The following is an 18,810-nucleotide window of genomic DNA, read 5'->3' as shown; positions in this document are numbered from 1 at the left end:
TCCTTTGGAATTTCATACATTTATATAATTCCTAAGAAATTATTTTTAATTCCATATATCCATTATTTGTTTACTTAATTTTTGAATTCTAAATTGATTCATGGTTAAAATATTATTTGTCGAAGGCGAGGTGATAATAATGACTGTACAAAGTGACTTACAAAAAGCAGTTGCCGCTTGTGAAGCAGCAAAAGGAACTTATAAGGTAATGGGTCAGTCTACTCAAGATCAATCTGCAAAACAGATGTATGATGAAATGAGCAGCGACCTTGAAAAGCATCTTCAATATTTAAATAGCAGATTGAATTATATAAGCCAGGGTAATGAATTAAACCAACAGCAGTAATTTAAGCAAAAAACTCCTTTTTATAGCTGAATTATCAACTGTAAAAAGGAGTTTTCTATTCATAAGTTAATTAACGGCATCCGCATTGATGACTTATGCTTAACGAAGCAGCTAAAGCATATATCAATGCACTATTCCAGTTAATAGCAACTTCGTTTGTCATATAGCTTTCTTCTTCATCTACCCAATCTTTTGCACTGGGCCACCCTCCGCCAACCAGATATCCCGGCCACGGATTAGTTATGGAATCGCTGGCAGAACGTGAATCATGAGGATGCATTGGCGGGTTAATTCCAATACCTGTTACAAATGAGCAATTGAAATAATTTCTTCCAAACAGGAAGCCAAGTGCATCTAAAGTAGTATTTAAATAAGATTCTTTGGGTGACAGCTTGTTTGCAACATTGAGAATCATTGTCTGCCGTGCAACAGTGCCGTTACAACCCCAATAATACAGAGTTCCCATTGGCCGTCCGTAGCCATGATTTTCTCTGTTTGCTACTAAGGTTTCAGCTGCGGAAATAAGCGCATTTTTAACTGTGTTATAAACCTCCTGACTTCTACCGCATCTGTTTGAAAGCAAATAAGTGAAGACTCCAAGGTTATTTACCTGCATCCACTCGAACATATCAATTTCAACTATATTATTAAAGTTTGAAACTCTCGACTCAAAATCTGAAAGATAACAGCTATCCCCAAGAGTCTCCCACATTTCTGCGGCTGCCCATAGTCTGTCGTCAGTGTCGTCAAAATCAGGTAAATCATATGCTCCTGTTAAAAAAGCACTCTGATCAGGTCTTACATTTTGAGGGTTTGCTTTCAAAAAGTCATAGCTTATCTTGGCTGCCTCTATACACCTGTCAGCATAAGCAGAATCATATGGCCTGAATGCTCTTGATGCCATGGCCATTACTGCAGCAAAATCTGCTGTAGCCGCACTGCTCCAAGGAGTGAAATATCTTTCCGTTGTCTCATTTTCGGGGGGCTGAAAAGGGCCAAAATCCAGCGTTGATAACTTATGGCTGACTCTTCCGCTGCCATCGGGATATTGCATGGTCAAAAGCCAGTCAGTTTCAAACTTTATTTCGTCAAGATAGTCTGGAATTCCATCATTATTTTCAGGCATGGTTAAGGTAATATCTTTAATCTGGTCTTTAAATTGCTCCCATGCAAACAGCATTGAACCTACACTAATACCGGCATTTACAACGTATTTATTATAATCTCCGGCATCATGCCAGCCCTTTGTACCATCCTTGATAGTATGTTGATTGTTTATGTAATCTGTATACGCATCATTTGTGTGACATGCCTGATGGGAAAATACATCACCGTTGTAGGTGGCAGAAACCGCTGTTCCGCAGCGCCACAAGTACATACCCAACATTGCTGTTTTAAAAGGCTCTATATAGATATTCTTATCTATCTTGAATGTTGTGCTTTTACCAACTCCTTCAGCTACCAGAACATAACTTCCTTCACTGGTTACAGCAGAAAAGTCTGCAATTTTTACCTGCTCATCAGTGTCTGTATTATAAACTGATGTGGGACTTCCCGTAAAGACCACCTGACCGTTCTGTCTTAAAATATAAAAACGGCTGCACTCCGCTGCTATTGTGGCTTTTTTCTCCTGATTAGGTATAAAGCCTATTGAGTTTAGACGAACCCGAGAGTCAATCTGATAATTATCAAGATTAATGTTCTCTGCTTTTGCATCCAATTCTGAAAACTCTGAAGAATACACTCCTGTAATAATCATAATACATGACAAAATAATACTTTTTATTTTTAATCGTGCCATAATAGCCTACCTCCGACATTTTTCAGATAATTATAAGCTGCAATCAGGAGCTGTTTATTCACTCCCGATTGCATTATTATCAAAAACCAACCGAATTATAAGCTTGTAATCTTGCCTAACAAATACTGTTTTAAAATTGATAAATCTAATGCGTCTACTGTATTATCATGGTTTACGTCAGCAGATCTCAATGCATCTACGGACAAATTACTCAAACCCAATATATACTGTTTCAGCAAAGCATAATCAATAGCATCCACTTTTGCATCCATATTTATATCTCCTAATAGTGCATCAGGAGTATCAGATATGTCAAGAGAAGCAGCCAGAGCATAAATCAATGCACCATTCCAATTTATTGCAATCTCATTGGTCTGATAACTCTCCTGATTATCCTTCCAATCTTTGGCTCCCGGCCAACCTCCTCCGACCAAATATCCGGGCCAGGGATCAGTCAAGGAATCACCGCCTGAACGTCTGTCATGTGGGTACATCGGAGGGTTTAGTCCCAGCCCTGTAACAAAGGAACGATCATAATAGTTTCTGCCGAACAGGAAGTTCAATGCATCAAGAGATGTATTAACATACTCAGACTTTGGTGATAATTTATTTGCAATATTTAGAATCATGGTTTGACGTGCCACGGTACCATTGCAGCCCCAGTAATAGGTAGCTCCCAATGGCCTTCCATAGCCGTGTCCGTCAGCAGTAGCAACGATACTGTCTGCTACTGAAATCAATGCATTCTTAATTGTATTATAGAGTGTTGTGTTTTTTCCGCTCTTTTCAGATAACAGGTATGTAAACATTCCAAGATTATTTACATTTCCCCAATCGAAATCAACGTCAATTTTCTTAGTAAAGGTATTTGCGCTTGCTTCAAAATCTGCCAGGTAGCTGCTGTCTCCAGTAGTTTCCCACATTTCCGCAGCCGCCCAAAGTCTGTCATCCGTATCTGTGGTATCATAAGCACCTGTGGTAAAAGCACTCTGGTCAGGTTTTGTATTTCCAGGATTTGCTTTTAGAAATGTATAACTGACTTTTGCGGCAGCAATGCATTTGTCGGCATATGCCGCATCATACGGCCTGAATGCTCTTGAGGCCATTGCCATCATAGCAACAAAATCTGCTGTTGCAGAACTTCCCCATGAAGTGAAAAACCTGTCGGCAGTTTCTCTTTCAGGTAGCACAAACCCACCAAAGTCTTTTGTAGAAAGCTTATGGCTTACTTTCCCGCTTCCATCGGGATATTGCATGGTTAAAAGCCAATCCGTTTCATATTTTAGTTCATCTAAATAATCCGGCATTGAGTTATTACTCTCAGGCATTGTTAATGAAATGTCTTTTATCTGGTCTTTAAACTGCTCCCATGCGAAAAACATGGAACCTAGTGTAATACCGGCATTAACAACATATTTATTGTAATCCCCGGCATCGTGCCAGCCTTTTCCGCCATCTTTTATGTTATGCTGTCCATTAATATAGTCAGTATATGCGTCTTTGGTATGACAAGCCTCATGAGAGAATACCTTGCCGTTATATGTTGCGGAAACTGACGTTCCGCAGCGCCACAGATACATTCCAAGCATTGTTGTTTTAAATGGATTTAAGTAAATATTCGGATCGATTTTAAAGGTTACACTCTTTCCTATTCCCGGTACAAGCAAGGTGTAGCTTCCTTCCGTCTTTACCTGTGAAAAATCAGCAATACTAACCTGCTCATTGGTATCAGAGTCATAAACTGTAGTAGTTTTACCCGTTAAAACAGCTGTTCCGCTTGAATTTACTACAATAAAATCACCGGATGAAGCTGCGATTGTTGCTTTTTTCTCGGCTTCGGGAAGATACCCGATAGAGTTGAGACGTATGCGGGAATCCTGCTGATAATCTCCGGGAGACGTACTTGCCGCATACACATTTTGATTTAAAATTCCAGGAATGATGCCCCCGGATGTTGCGAGAATTCCGCTTATGGTAAAGCATGCAATCCCTGCTTTTATTTTACGCTTTTTTTCAGAACTTATTAAATTCATCAAATTTACCTCCTAAATTATTTTATTACTGTTGTTTCCACTTGAAAGTAAAACAGCCTTAAATTAAGTAAAAGCAAAGGGAGCTTCCAAGCTACTTTTAAGTAGTTAAACTCCCTTTGCATTTGTTGTTATACTGCCTGTGTCAATATAATCTTTTTCAGTTGAACATAATCAATAGCATCAACTGTACCGCTGGCATCTATATCTGCCGCTTTCAGCGCATCTCCTGCAAGAACTTTGATTCCCAACAAGTGCATTTTTAGCAATGTCAAATCCAAAGCATCTATTGCTTTATCACTATTTAGGTCACCCGGTTTAATTGTTGGGTCAGGAGTATTTCCACCCGGTGTAGTTCCATCAGGCTCAGTACCTCCCACAAGAACACCATTATCGTAAACGCAGATATTATCTGCCTTTTCAGGTGTCCCTTTCCAGCTATCTTCAACAACCTTTAAGCCCTGATGACTCCAGTCATCAGTCGGATTCCAGTAATTTTGCCAAGCATATGTACCTATAGCAAACTGATATTTCTTGTTTGAATTTGCAATTACATAATCAGGCCATTTTACTTCTATATAATAAATTTTATCTTTATAGAGGTGTGGCCCTGAAATTTCAGCTGCATAATCTGTTTCTGCAGCCGTCTGGTCATACAACTGTCTCATTTCAATTTTGTTAGGGTCAAGTGATGTCATTCCTGTAGAATCAAAGTAGTATCTTACAGAAATATTTTTTGAAGTTTTTGAAACATTGGATTTTACATATAAGGTAACTTCAGTTGCTTTTGGTCCGTCAGATTGAGCTACATCCACACAGAAACCTTCCACCCAGTATCCGGAACCGGAAGGATCTTCGGGATCATCTTCGGGTGGCGGTGGTGGGAAATTAGGTGTAACCTGCATTGTTGAGTTTCCGAAGTATCTATAAATACCCGCACTGGCTCCAACAAAGGCAGCATTATAGTCTATTGTTACTTCATTGTATACGTAGTCTGAGGTAATATCCTTATGTTGATCGCTGGCATCAGGGCCACCAACCAATGCACCGTAAAGAACATATTTTTGAGGACCGGTTCCTTCTGCAGTAGCATATCCGGATGCAGCTCTGTGGTGCGGATATTTTACGGAATTATCACTGTATCCTACTACATAACAGCGGTTTAACGGATTGTTTCCCAACAGGTAATCCATCTGTGATTTAGCCCATTGGCTGTATTTTGACGGAGTATCGCCATGATTCTTATCATAAACAAGGGCTAACAGCTGTGTAGCTGTATTGTATCTTGCAGAACCCCATTGATTCAGGAAAGCGTATCCAGCAGGTGATATTGTAACATTTTTGCCTGTCATCCAACCATCTACTGTCTTTGCTATCTGACTCCAAAAATCAATCTCTTCGTACGGACTCTTATTTGTAGCGGTTTTATATCTATCTTCCAATACTTGTCCGTTTTTATCAATTAAATCATTTATTTCAGCAATAATACATGCCGTACCTGCCCAAACGTCATTCCAGCAATGTGTCCAGCATGAAGGTGCATAATAATCAAAATTCTTTAGTGTTTCGTCAAGGTAATGGTCATCCTTTGTTGCCAAATACAGCCATGATGCAGCCCAACAGTAATCATCCTGCCATTTGGAGGATGTGTAATATCCTTTTGGTCCATCTGTGTTTACTGATTTACTAGGACATCTTTCTGCAAATTGGAATAAGGCTTTTGCATATTTAAGGGATTTTTCTGCATATGCAGGGTCTTCATCCTTAAAATTCATGTAATTGACTGCAAGTGAAGCAGCTGCTGCTGACACGCAATCGGTTGAAGGCATTGCATCAGTTGCAAACCAGCCTCTTCTGAACATTTCATCAACTTCAGGTGCTTGCCAGTATGCATGGTCTACATCTCCGTCTCCAACCTGGTAGCAGAATGCTATAGCCTTACCGGTTGAATCAAGGAAAGTACTTTTCATAAAGTAATCATTGAAATATCTTAATAATGTTTTTATATGACTGTCTTGTCCGGTTGTAACATATTGATTCCTGAATTCATAAAATCCCCATCCGAGGGTTGAACCTGAGTATGCTTCAGGCATTCCGAATTTTACGTGGTCACCTGCATCATGAAAACCGCCGGAAACATCCACCTTTCCGTCTCCGTCAGGGTCAAGCACACTCTTATTTTGACTGATAAAGCTGTCTGTCATATTTGTATTTTTTGAATCTAGTGGTAGTTTTGCATCATAAATATGGCAGTCATTTCTCCAAGTGTATTGGTTTTTTTCACTAACTTCTGTACCACACATATTTGCATCATAGAAATATTGTGAGTACTGTAATAATTTTGCATAGTTGTAGTCTGTACCTGCTGCACTTACATTCATAACGGTGAATGAAGTTACAAGCATTGCAAGGATAACAATGCTCATTATGGAAGCTCTTGTTACCTTTAAAATCGATCCTTTTTTCATATTATATCTTCCTTTCTTTAAATAACAAAAAAATCAATTACTTTCCACTTGCTGGAAAGCTGGAAATTTCACCTGTCAGAAATTTCTTCATATATACAAAATCTATAGCATCTACAGAACCGTTACCGTCAACATCTGCTGACTTTATACTCTGATTGTTGTCTAATATACATTTTTTTAATAAAGCAAGATCAATTGCATCGATTAGTTTATCTCCATTCAAATCACCATACATGATTGTAGGAGTATCCCCGCCTGACGGGAATGGGTAGGTTTCAAGATCGGGAAGCTCGTCCAGTGTAGTACAATAATCGCTGGTATACATTTGTTTTAGCCAATCTATCGGATTATTCTGCTCTCCTGTTAGATACCATCCGTACCAAGGGCAGAAATACAACCAGCCGGCCATCTCATTTGTGAGGTTTGAAACCTGCGGAATTGTATCATTTTCACTCATAGTAACAAGCTTCTTACCGTTGGTGAGCTTAACCATATTATAGAAGGTTGAAGAAATAGCACTTCCGTTTGGCAGTCCATCCTTGGCATTGTATTTGTCATAACCAAGAATATCAACTACATCATCACCCGGATACCATTTTGAAGATGTGTCATATGTATAGGATGTCCAAACCCATATGATATTGTTTAAATGATATTCATTTGTAAATTTGTCGTATAACAGCCTGTACAGCTTTACACAATTCTCAGGGCCTTCGGCACCCCACCAGAACCATCCTCCTTCTGCCTCATGGAGTGGTCTGAAAAGTACCGGAACACCTGCATCCTGAAGCTGTTTGAATTTTCCTGCCATAAATTCAATGTCATTAAGTAATGCAGTATTTTCGGCAGTTCCCGATGTCAGAGCCTTTGATATACTGAAAGTTGTGCTTTCTGTATAGAAGCTGTTATCAGCTTTTTTGCCGATATTGCCGGGTGAAAACCAGTGCCAGCAAACTGTTGGTATACCGCCTTTATTTTTGTACCAGTCAATGACACGTTCGGCACAAAGATCATCCCATAACAAGCCGTTGCCCCTGAAGTTCATAAAATCAAACCCTCTTAGTGCAGGCATCTTACCTGTTTTCTCCTTAATATAGGTAAATTCTGCCTCTGAGCCGTCATAGTTATGAGATCCGCAAAGTTCCTGCTGTCCTGAAATGATATGCTTTCCATAAACGTCAACAAGATAGCTCATTAGTGCTTTCGCTTCTTTTGTAGCATCAGGGTTCACCAGCTTTTTTTCAACTTTCAGACCCGTAATACTTTCATCTGCAGGTTTAACAATAAGGTAGTCAAAAAAAGTGTATCCCCAGTAGCTTTCAAATTCAATATTGTTAGTACCCTTGTTGAGCTTGACAATTCCTGCGGACATTTCCTTCCAATTGAGAGTGTACGGAAAGCTAACTTCTCCCTGATTGGAATCATTGACATTAAGATACTGTACCTTCTTGGTCTTGTCATATGGCTGTGCATACCGAACAACCAATTCGTAAAATCCTGCCTGGTCAATGTCAACATTAACAGAAGTTCTTGTCCCCTTTTGTCCAATGAAACTGCAAGTTGCACCGCTTAGGTCGAATGTCAGGCCATCATCGGTCTTCCCAACATAGTCAGTATGAATTTCGGCATTATTCTGAATGCCGTTTTCGAATTCATACTTTACACCTTCTGCTGACATGGCATTTGCAGGAACATTTGCAGCTGACATTAAGGGTATCAGTGCTGCTAATGCCAATACTAAGAAAACCTTTAAAAAGAATTTTTTACCCATTTTTAATCCCCTCCTTTCAATAATTTAATTTTAACTACTTTATGTCATTTTACATAAATGTCATAAAATAGCTTTATATACATATATTATTACATTTTCGTGCTTCTTACAATTGATTAAAAAAAGTAATTTTTTATAATATATTAGAGGATTTTGGAAGCTCGGTGTTAAATTATATATAGTGGGGTTTTTTAACATTAATTTTTTTGCCGCATAGCGGTCAAAACAGGAGGTAAAAAATGTATAGGAAGTTTGTAAATGCACTTGTTGTGGTTGCATTAGTATTAACATCGATGATTCCGGCCGCAAATACCTTTGCAGCGACTACAAAGACAGCCACTCCGGAAACATATGTTGCAAAGGTGGGAACTGATAAGATATCAAAGGAAGAATACAACTTTTTCCTTAAAGATGCCATTTCAATGATACAAAGCTATTATAATTCTTATAATGTTGATTGGAATGCAAACATTAACAATATGAAAGCATCTGATTATGCAAAAAAACTGGCTCTTGATAACATCGTAGATTATAAAATTCAGCTTTCAAAGGCTAAAGTCGCAAAAACAACATTAACTAAAAAGGAAACGGATGAATTCAACGCTAATATGAATTCATATCTAAATTCTCTTGCATCAACAGCTGCTGATCAAGAAAAGATTATTAAAAATGAAACAGGATATACCCTTTCTCAATTCAAAAGTTTTTATAACAACGTCTATATAGTAAGAAAATTTGCATCGGAAACACAAAATAGTTACAAATGCACCGACACTGAGCTTAAAAAATTCTATAATAGTAACAAAGATAAGTTTTACAAGGTAATTGTAGGACATATACTGTTCCTGACTACAGACGAAAATAATCAGTCCACTCCCGAAAAAGATGCGGAAGCAAGAAAAAAAGCTGAAGACACCTTACTAAAAGTAAATGATCCCAATTCTGATTTTGCAGCACTTGTAAAAGAGCTTTCAGAAGATCCGGGTTCCAAAGAAACAGGCGGAAAATACACAGTAATGAAAAACAACCAGTTTGTACCGGAATTTGAGAACTGGGCAGTAGATACTTCAAAGAAAGTCGGAGATACGGGTATTGTTAAAACCTCCTATGGCTATCATGTAATGAAGCTGATGAAAATTTACTCATTTACACAATTAAAAGATGAAATAAAAAGCAGCTATATTATTAAAAAATATGATGATGATTTAAACGCTTGGAGAAAAGATAAAAAATACAAAGTAGTAAAAAACGAATCGGTATTCAACGCAATAAAGGTTCCTTAAACAACTATTAATTGGGCTGTAAGAATAGTCCGATTTTTTTGCAAAATATAAAGGAGCATCGCTTACCTTTTCAGTATGCGATGCTCCTTCCTGTTTATAATACTTCTTAGAAAGTAGTTATTATACCTAATATAAACTTTTTCATAATTGCAAAATCCAGAGCGTCAACTTGACCATCTCCGTTAACGTCAGCATTAGAAAGAGCTGTTCCTGAAAGTTTTGTAGCTCCTACTAAATGCGATTTTAGTGCTGCAAAGTCTAATGCATTAATACTTCCATCAGCATTTAAATCACCTTTTACTATAGGTTGAGTTCCTCCACCAACATTAATTGTCATATCAGTAACATCAGCTCTGCCGCTACTTTGGTAACCCTCAACAACGAATGAAACTTCATACATCTTACCCATTGTCATGCCCATCTTTTCCCATGCCTTGAAGTGTTCACTTACAGATATTGTTCCGCTTGTACGTTTCGATGTCCTAACACTCCAATACTGCTGAAAAGTTGCAGTACCTTTAATTGATGGTTGGTTTACACGAGTAGTCTCGTAAACGTCATATGTAGCACCATCAACAGTAATGGTTCCCTTTGACGAAGCTCCAGGTGGTCTCCAGCTGCCCCAGCTCTCGATGATGTAATACTCTACCAGGGGACTGCTTGTCCAACCATAGACAGACAAGTATGAATTACCTGATGGCTGGTAGTTACATGCGTAGTCCAATGAGATGGTTCCAAGTTGCTGATGTGTCTGAGTCTCATTGTACTTTTTACCTGTACGGAATAATGCATTATTGATATTACTCCACGAGCAGCTGAACTTACCGCCACCATTTAAAGTCATACTTGTAGTACCATTATCCTTCCACAACTCGTAGTCGTATCCGTCAATGGTTCCGGTTTTATTCTCAGTAATGGTTGTTGCTGCCTGTACGTTTAAAGCAAAGGCACAACATGCGATTGATAAGCCCAAAGTCAGGGCCTTCATTATTTTCTTTTTCATTCAATATCCTCCTTTCTTATAAATTTTTTGTTTCTTTTCCAATTATATCATAATTTACAATCTTTATCTACCATTTGGTGCAACTTCCACAAATAAAGTTGAAAAAATTTCGAAATATTTATGAATATTTACCATTTAATCCCATGGCCTATACAATCTGATTTTGAACCTATATTCCCATGAGTAGTTTAATATCATCATCTACTGTTCCAATCCCCGCAACACCAAAATTATCTACAAGAAATTTTGTAACGTTTGGAGATAAAAATGCCGGTAGTGTAGGGCCAAGATGAATGTTCCTGACACCCAAATAAAGCAAGGCAAGAAGCACCAATACTGCTTTTTGTTCATACCATGATAAATTATATACAATTGGAAGGTCGTTTATATCCTGAAGTCCCAATACTTCTTTTAATTTCAATGCAATCATTACAAGTGAATATGAATCATTGCACTGTCCTGCATCAAGCACTCTGGGAATTCCTCCGATGTCACCAAGGCCTAATTTGTTATAACGGTATTTAGCACACCCGGCTGTAAGAATAACGGTATCCTTCGGAAGTTTTTTTGCGAATTGGGTGTAATACTCTCTGCTTTCCATTCTTCCGTCACAACCTGCCATTACGAAAAACTTTTTTATGGCTCCGGTTCTGACTGCATCTACTACTTTATCAGACAAAGCAAAAACCTGATTATGTGCGAATCCTCCAACTATATTTCCTGATTCAATCTCTACTGGTGGTTTCAGAGTTTTTGCAAGTTCTATTATTTTAGAAAAGTCTTTTTTGTCGTCAGAATCGGTTTCAATATAGACACAGCCCGGAAAGCCCGTTACGCCTGTAGTAAAGATTCTTGACTTTACTTCCTCGTTAATTGGCGGGACTATGCAGTTTGTGGTAAAAAGAATTGGCCCGTTAAAGGAAACGAACTCGTCCTCTTGCTTCCACCATGCATTGCCGTAATTCCCAGCTAGATTAGCATATTTCTTAAATGCCGGATAATAATGTGACGGCAACATTTCACTGTGAGTATAAACATCAACTCCTGTCCCCTTTGTCTGTTCAAGAAGCTGCTCCAGGTCGGTCAAATCATGTCCGGATATGAGAATTCCTGGATTCTTTCTTACTCCTATATTAACTTTTGTTATTTCAGGATTACCGTATTGAGAAGTATTCGCCTCATCTAAAAGTGCCATTGCTTTAACACCTGCCTCTCCTGCCTTCATGGCAAGGGTAACAAGGTATTCAACTGTAAGGTCTGTTTTCAGTGTTGCTTCCAGTGCTTCATAGATAAAAGCGTAGAGAATTTCAAGTTCCCTTCCGAGATTCAGTGCATGATAAGTATATGCAGCCAGCCCTTTTATCCCAAATAAAATAAGGTGTTTCAGAGACCTGACATCCTCATTATCCTTGGGTATCATACCGACATATGAGGCCTTATACACCATTTCGTTCAAGGTTTCAATTTCAAATGTGGCCGCATCATGTAGATTTTCTACAGATACTTTACTTCTTAGTTCATTTCTGATAGAAAGCATTTGATTAATTTTAGTTATAATAATATCATCATCGAAATTAGCATTTGTTATTGTCATAAACAAGCTTTTTACAACTTCACGGTTGACATAATATAAGTTTTTAATATCAAGCTTCCCTTTTATTATAATTTCTGAAATTCCTTTTAGAGTATATATTAAAAGATCCTGCAAATCTGCAAGGTCTTCACTTTTGCCGCAAACACCACCAAATTCACAGCCTTTGTTTCTCCCAGTTTCCTGACATTGGTAGCAAAACATGCCCATGACAAATCCTCCCAAATAATAGTCTCTTGGTTTTAATAATACAATGATACAAGAAAACTATTTTGAGAGTTGTTGCAAATGCAACAAGGATTATGATTTTGTATAAACTGATATTATATACGCAATCTTATCCATTCCAATATATCTCTTATAACCTCTTGGCGTGATACCTCTCTTAGAATACTGTGCCGCATATTTTCGTATATCTTATATCGTAAATTTTTTATGCCAATTGCCGTCAACTGATGATATCTTTCCTTTATGCTTCTGCCATAATGGCTCATGACATCCATTCCGCCGCTTAAAAGTAATATTGAACAGTAACTTGAAATATTATGCCAGTTTGCAGTTTCATTGGTTTCTTTTATAGATTTAAAAAAATCCCGATAAAACTCATTGCTAAACAAAACAAAAGTGGAGGGCAACGCAAGTGATTCTTTTACCATCTTTTCATCGCTTGTTATCCAGTCCAAATCTGTTTTAACTGGCTCAAAGGGTTTATTAATACCTGAAAATATAGTTTGAAATGCATCTGTACAAGGTGCTTTGAGCCCTCTTGATTCAATCTCCCTATTTACAATAGCAAGCAATTCATTAACATTGTCCAGATAAGGAATACCTGTAAGTACAAGGCCAATAAGCTCTTCGCTATATTTTAAAGCAAATAATTGTGCCACCAGAGAACCTAAACTATGCCCCAGCAATACTACATTGTCATAAGGATTTTCTTTTTTGATAGCTTGAAGTAGTACTTTTAAATCTTCTGCCATGTTATGCATACTGTCTTTACCGGGATTGCCAACATTCTCTCCAGCCGTTTTACCGTGTCCTCTGGCTTCCGGAATAACTACATCAAACCCATAGCTTATTGCTTCAGTACAAAAATCATCATAATATTCTGCTGTTTCTCCAAGGCCGTGTGCTATTAGTATAAGTCCTTTTTTCTGACTTTTTATAGAATACCAGTACTTTACATATAATGTGGTTCCATCAAAGGAAGAAAAATAAAAACTTTGTGAGTTTCCCATTGATGCATAACCTCCCTATCAAACAAAATGACAACTGACATAATGCTTTAAAGAACCGTTTCCTTCAATACATTTCAATTCGGGGACCTCTCTTTTGCATTTTTCCTTGGCTCCAGGGCAACGACTGTAAAACACACAGCCTTTTTCTAATATGTCTGTATCTACTTTATCATTAAGCTCTGCTTCTTTATCAATACGTGAAAAAACAGTTTCACCTGACATTTCAGGTACAGACGAGAGCAAAACCCTTGTATAGGGGTGCAAAGGCAAGCTATAAATTTCTTCTGCTTTTGCAAGTTCAACTATGCGGCCGGAATACATTACTGCTACTCTGTCACACAGATAGTAAATTACATTCAGGTCATGAGAAATAAATAAAAATGATAACTGCAGATTTTCGTGCAAATTTTTTAAGAGATTAAGTATTTGAGACTGTATAGAGACATCAAGTGCTGAAACAGGCTCATCTGCAATAATCAGCTTGGGTTTAAGCATCAGGGCACAGGCTATACTTACACGCTGTCTCTGCCCTCCACTTAATTCTCTTGGATATCGTTCATAATATGATGAATCAAGACCTACAAGCTCCAATATTTGAATTACTTTCTTCTTCCTTTCTCTTCTACTGCCAATTTTGTGAATCCTAAGAGGCTCTTCAAGTATCCAGCCTACCTTTTTGCAAGGGTTTAAGGAGCTTAATGGGTCTTGAAAAATCATTTGCACTTTTTTGCATAATGACATACTTCTTTTATTACCCACACTTTCCCCATCAATTTCGATGTTGCCGTCTGTTTCCACTAGCCCCGCTATTGACCTGCCAAGTGTTGATTTTCCACAGCCGCTTTCTCCCACAAGACCAAAAATTTCACCATGTCTGATATTAAATGAGACATTTTTAAGTACTTTTAGTTTTGCTTTATTGTAATAATTACTGAGATTATTAATTTCTAAGATGTAGTTAGATTTTTCAGTCATTTTATTCACCTGTTTCCCCAGCTAAAAAACAGCTCACCTTATGGTTTTGGGTTATTAAAGTATATTTCGGCTTAGTTTTAAAACACATTTCTTTGGCCTTTGTACAACGCTTCGCAAAATAGCAGCCTTCTTTTTTTTCAACTATGCCGGGAACCTTACCCGGTATAGTTACAAGGCTCTGACCTTTTTTGTCCTTTGTGGGAATAGAGTCAATCAAACCTTTAGTATATTGGTGTTGGGGATTACAGAATACACTCCTTGTATCTCCTTCTTCAACTATGTTTCCGCAATACATTACAGCTACTCTGTCGCAAATACGGCTTATAACACCTAAATCATGTGAAATAAATACAATCGCACAACCGTAGGTCTTATTTATGTCCTGCAATAAATTCAAAATTTGCGACTGTATTGTAACATCCAGTGCAGTTGTAGGCTCATCTGCAATAACCAGTTTTGGTTTACAGATTATCGCAGAAGCTATCATAATTCGCTGCCTCATTCCTCCCGATAATTGATAAGGATAACAGTTTACCAATTCTTCCGGATTATTTAGGCCTACTTTTTTTAATATATTAAGTGTTTCTATTTGTATTTCATTCTTTGTTAAATCAGTATGTATTTTTATATTCTCAGAAACCTGCCTGCCTATCTTCATTAATGGATTCAATGAAGTCAAAGGCTCCTGAAAAACCATTGAAATATCTTTTCCCTGCATTTTTCGGAATTCCTTTTTATTTAAAGCCAACAGATTTACTCCGTCAAACATTATGCTTCCACTTGAAATTTTAACGTTTTCCGGTAGAAGACCTGCTATTGAATGTGCAAGCAAGCTCTTACCACAACCGGATTCTCCAACGATTCCATAAATTTCACCTTTTTTTACACTGAAATTTATATCATAAGCAAAGGTTAAGTTTTTATTTTGACTTTTTATGTCTATAGCGAGATTTTCCGTTTGCAGTAATATATCCGACATTGTTCCTCCTGTATGATATTTATCAATTTAGTCTTTTACGAATACCTTCTCCAAGAAAATTAAAGCCCAATACCGTAATAATTATAAACATTCCGGGGACAAGTGCATTGAGAGGTGAATGGAACAAATGAGTTTGCGCTTCGTATAGCATACGTCCCCAACTTGGTATAGGCGGTTGAATCCCAAGTCCCAAATAGCTCATTCCCGATTCAGCCAAAATAGCGTTGGACAGACCTACCACAATTGCCGAAAGCAGCGTAGGATAAAGATTCGGCAGAATATGAACAAACATAATTCTTATTGGTGATGCACCTATTACCTGAGCAAGCTTTACAAATTCATTATTTTTATATTGTAGCGTACCGCTTCTTACGATTCTTGTAAAACTTGGTACAAACAGTATGCACAATGCCACAATAATAGTATATTTACCCTGATTAAGGACAGTTACCATAACTAACGCAAGTAAAATGGCAGGGAAAGAGTTTATAGCGTCAATAATCCTCATAATGATTTCGTCGGCTACACCTCCCAAATAACCTGCTGTTAGTCCAAAAACTATTCCGAACAATGTTCCTGACGATACAGTACATATCGCAACAAAAAGCGTAAACCTTGCCCCTGTTATTACACGGCTGAAAATATCCCTTCCAAAGTTATCAGTACCAAGTAAATGTTTGATTGACACCCCATTAAACCTATGTGATATATCCATTGTGTACGGGTCATAAGGTGTATAAAAAAAGCTGATAACAGCTAGAGAAATTATTATACCTATTATAAAAAAGCCAAGTTTCATATCAAAATCGATTTTTTTATTCATGCTTGTTTTCCTTACTTTATTTTTATCCTCGGATCAATTAACTGTAATGCTATATCAACTGCAAAATTAATAAATACTACAATAAAAGCAATATAGATAGCAAGTGATTCGATTACAGGTAAATCCCTGAAGGTTATTGATGAAATCAGTAAACGGCCTATACCCGGTAATGCAAACACTTGCTCAATTACTATGCTGCCTGACAAGATTTCAACAATTATCATGCCAAATAAAGTCATTAAAGGTGCTAAAGCATTTCTGAATACATGTCTGCACAGGACAGCAATGTCCCTGTTGCCTTTACTGTAGGCAGTTCTAACATAGTCTGCATTCATTTGACCTATAAGAGATGTCCTTAAAAATTTCACTGATATTCCGATATTGGGTATGGCAATTGCCAAGGCCGGAAATATCAAATAATTCAAAAAGCCTAAAAAATTTTCATGATAATCCACATATCTTCCAGGTGAAAACAATTTAAAAACAATTCCAAATAGCCAAATGAAAATCACTCCCAGAAAGAAGTTTGGAATCGATACACTAAACATTGTTACCGTGCTGATAATCTTATCTATTAATTTGTTTTTCCACTTTGCAGCAAATATACCAAGTGGTATTGAAAAAAGCACAATAAGCGAAAAAGATATAAGAGTCAGCCATACAGTTACGGGAAAGCTGTTGGAAATCAGCGAATTAACCGGTCTTGAATACTGAATTGAGTTTCCGGCATTAAATTTTAATAATCCTGATAACCAGTCGAAATATCTGACGGGCAAGCTTTCATTTAATCCTAACTGGGTTCTTAAAGCTGTTATCCTTTCCGGTGATGCCTGTGTTCCCAAAATTAATTCCACAGGATCACCGGGAATAATATCAAATGCTATAAAGGTTAAAACCGATACTAAAAACAGTGTCAAAAGTAGAGTTACAAACCTTCTGAGTATGTATTTCATTTTGATTCACTCGTATAATACAGGGTTGAAGCATCAAAGACATATAACGGATATGGTGTAAATCCCGATATGTTTTTTCTTAGTGCCGTCAATGCCGCAATATCCTGAATATACACACTTGCAGCATCTTTGGATAACATTTGCTGTGCCTGCTTGTACAATTCCACTCTTTTTGAAGCATCCGGTTCATCTTTTGCTTTCTTGTAAAGTGAATCAAAATCTGAACTCTTATAGTTTATAAAATTCGATGCATTGGTTGAAACATATCTTTCCAAGTAACTTCTAGGTGATACATTGATACCATCAACAGAAATAATAGTAGCTTCATATTGTCTTTCCTTATAGACCTTACTTAACCAGGTAGCCCAATCCACCTGCTTTATAGAAGCGGTAATACCGATACTTTTCAGCTGATTTACAATTACTTGTGCTGAATCCACATGAACCTGATAATTGGATGGTACAGAGATTGTAAAGCTAAAACCGTTGGGATAACCCGCATCACTTAACAATTGTTTAGCCTTTTCAATGTCCTTTTTATATGCATTAGTCAGGCTTGAATCAAAGTAAGTCTTTAAACCCGGTATTACCGGTGTTCCAACCCTTGTACCTTTTCCGTATACTACAGTTTCTATTATTTCGTCAGGGTCTACAGCATAACTGATTGCCTGACGTACTTTAACATTATCAAAAGGCTTTACGGAATTATTTAGATTTAATTGCTGTATCGAATTGGAATTTGCCTGTTCAATCTTAAATGTATTGGGATCAAGCTGCTTTGAAAGGGTTTGATCATTATAAACCGTTGACCCGTCTATGCTACCCGCTTGTAATTCCAACAACAACGCATTTGTATCAGACGCAATTTTAAAAGTTACTTTATCAAGATGAGGTAATTCTTTTTGCCAGTAATTAGGGTTTTTCTTTAATATTAAGGATTGTTGAGGTGTAAAAGAATCAAATACAAATGGGCCTGTTCCTACAGGGTGGACATCGCCATCCGAATAATCCTTTGGTACAATGGCAATAGTCAGGTATGGTAAGAAGTCACTATCGGCACTCTTCAGATTAACCGTTATGTTGTAAGCATCAGGTGCATCCACTGACTTAACATTGTCCATACCTGCAACCGACAAGCTCATAGCCTTTTCCAGAGAATATTTAACATCCGCAGAAGTAACATCACTTCCATTATGGAATTTTAGTCCTTTTCTTATCTTGAAGCTATATGTAAGAGAGTCCTTGGAAACATCATAGCTTTCAGCTACCGCAGGGATAATATTTCCGTCTTTATCGGATTTGACAAGACCTTCAAAAATATTAAAAAGAATCTCACGAGTCTCTGCAGCCGATGCAAGATATGGATCAAGGTGATCCGGCTCCGTTGTTATACCAAATGTAAAGTTTCCTCCGTTCTTCACAGTACCTTCCGTGTTGGTACTGGTTATCGGAGAAGGATTACTGCTGCTGCATCCTGTAACTCCTAAAAGGAAAGTAAGGGATAAAACCAAAGCTAATGCACCCTTTAACTTTTTTGCTAAATACATGT

General features: G+C 37.5%; 13 protein-coding genes and 1 pseudogene. 2 read left to right on the top strand and 12 right to left on the bottom strand.

The window, feature by feature from the left end; genetic code table 11:
* Nucleotides 1-139: 139 nt before the first annotated feature.
* Complete coding sequence (locus CLO1100_RS08930; protein ID WP_014313436.1) at nt 140-346, top strand: DUF1657 domain-containing protein; 207 nt, start codon at nt 140-142, stop codon at nt 344-346.
* Between the two features lie 91 nt (nt 347-437).
* Here CLO1100_RS08930 and CLO1100_RS08925 read toward each other — a convergent pair.
* The 4 genes and pseudogenes from CLO1100_RS08925 to CLO1100_RS08910 all read right to left on the bottom strand — a co-directional run.
* Nucleotides 438-2,147: pseudogene (locus CLO1100_RS08925) on the bottom strand (glycoside hydrolase family 9 protein); the annotation flags it as partial.
* Nucleotides 2,148-2,242: 95 nt separating this feature from the next.
* The gene (locus CLO1100_RS08920) at nt 2,243-4,180 is read right to left on the bottom strand and encodes a glycoside hydrolase family 9 protein (protein WP_014313434.1); all 1,938 of its coding nucleotides are present in this window, start codon (nt 4,178-4,180) and stop codon (nt 2,243-2,245) included.
* Between the two features lie 128 nt (nt 4,181-4,308).
* Nucleotides 4,309-6,645 (bottom strand): glycoside hydrolase family 9 protein, encoded by a 2,337-nt coding sequence (locus CLO1100_RS08915; RefSeq protein WP_014313433.1) that lies wholly within the window; start codon nt 6,643-6,645, stop codon nt 4,309-4,311.
* Nucleotides 6,646-6,682: 37 nt separating this feature from the next.
* The gene (locus CLO1100_RS08910; protein WP_014313432.1) at nt 6,683-8,416 is read right to left on the bottom strand and encodes a glycosyl hydrolase; all 1,734 of its coding nucleotides are present in this window, start codon (nt 8,414-8,416) and stop codon (nt 6,683-6,685) included.
* Nucleotides 8,417-8,655: 239 nt separating this feature from the next.
* Between CLO1100_RS08910 and CLO1100_RS08905 the strand changes: the two genes are divergently transcribed.
* A complete protein-coding gene (locus CLO1100_RS08905) occupies nt 8,656-9,699 on the top strand; it encodes a peptidylprolyl isomerase (RefSeq protein WP_014313431.1) in 1,044 nt (347 codons plus the stop codon).
* A gap of 106 nt (nt 9,700-9,805) precedes the next feature.
* On the opposite strand, the gene CLO1100_RS08900 is transcribed toward CLO1100_RS08905, so the two are convergent.
* The 8 genes from CLO1100_RS08900 to CLO1100_RS08865 form a co-directional block, all read right to left on the bottom strand.
* Complete coding sequence (locus tag CLO1100_RS08900) at nt 9,806-10,702, bottom strand: glycoside hydrolase family 11 protein (protein WP_014313430.1); 897 nt, start codon at nt 10,700-10,702, stop codon at nt 9,806-9,808.
* A 169-nt stretch (nt 10,703-10,871) separates the two neighbouring features.
* Entirely contained in the window at nt 10,872-12,503 is a 1,632-nt protein-coding gene (gene hcp / locus CLO1100_RS08895) for a hydroxylamine reductase (protein WP_014313429.1), read from the bottom strand.
* A gap of 113 nt (nt 12,504-12,616) precedes the next feature.
* Nucleotides 12,617-13,531, bottom strand: a complete 915-nt coding sequence (locus CLO1100_RS08890; RefSeq protein ID WP_014313428.1) for an alpha/beta hydrolase — start codon at nt 13,529-13,531, stop codon at nt 12,617-12,619.
* A gap of 18 nt (nt 13,532-13,549) precedes the next feature.
* Complete coding sequence (locus tag CLO1100_RS08885; protein WP_014313427.1) at nt 13,550-14,506, bottom strand: ABC transporter ATP-binding protein; 957 nt, start codon at nt 14,504-14,506, stop codon at nt 13,550-13,552.
* Between the two features lies 1 nt (nt 14,507).
* Nucleotides 14,508-15,485, bottom strand: coding sequence for an ABC transporter ATP-binding protein (locus tag CLO1100_RS08880; protein ID WP_014313426.1), 978 nt, complete (start codon nt 15,483-15,485; stop codon nt 14,508-14,510).
* A 22-nt stretch (nt 15,486-15,507) separates the two neighbouring features.
* On the bottom strand, nt 15,508-16,308 hold the full coding sequence (locus CLO1100_RS08875) for an ABC transporter permease subunit (RefSeq protein WP_014313425.1): 801 nt from the start codon (nt 16,306-16,308) through the stop codon (nt 15,508-15,510).
* 11 nt (nt 16,309-16,319) lie between these two features.
* Nucleotides 16,320-17,261, bottom strand: a complete 942-nt coding sequence (locus CLO1100_RS08870) for an ABC transporter permease (RefSeq protein WP_014313424.1) — start codon at nt 17,259-17,261, stop codon at nt 16,320-16,322.
* Nucleotides 17,258-18,808, bottom strand: a complete 1,551-nt coding sequence (locus tag CLO1100_RS08865; protein WP_014313423.1) for an ABC transporter substrate-binding protein — start codon at nt 18,806-18,808, stop codon at nt 17,258-17,260. The genes CLO1100_RS08870 and CLO1100_RS08865 overlap by 4 nt, the downstream gene beginning before the upstream one ends.
* Nucleotides 18,809-18,810 lie beyond the last annotated feature (2 nt).

Origin of the sequence: Clostridium sp. BNL1100 (assembly GCF_000244875.1) — a bacterium.
In the GTDB taxonomy this organism is placed as follows: domain Bacteria; phylum Bacillota; class Clostridia; order Acetivibrionales; family DSM-1351; genus Ruminiclostridium.
Note: the sequence above shows the minus strand (reverse complement) of the source record. Positions and strands in the feature narration are given on the sequence as shown.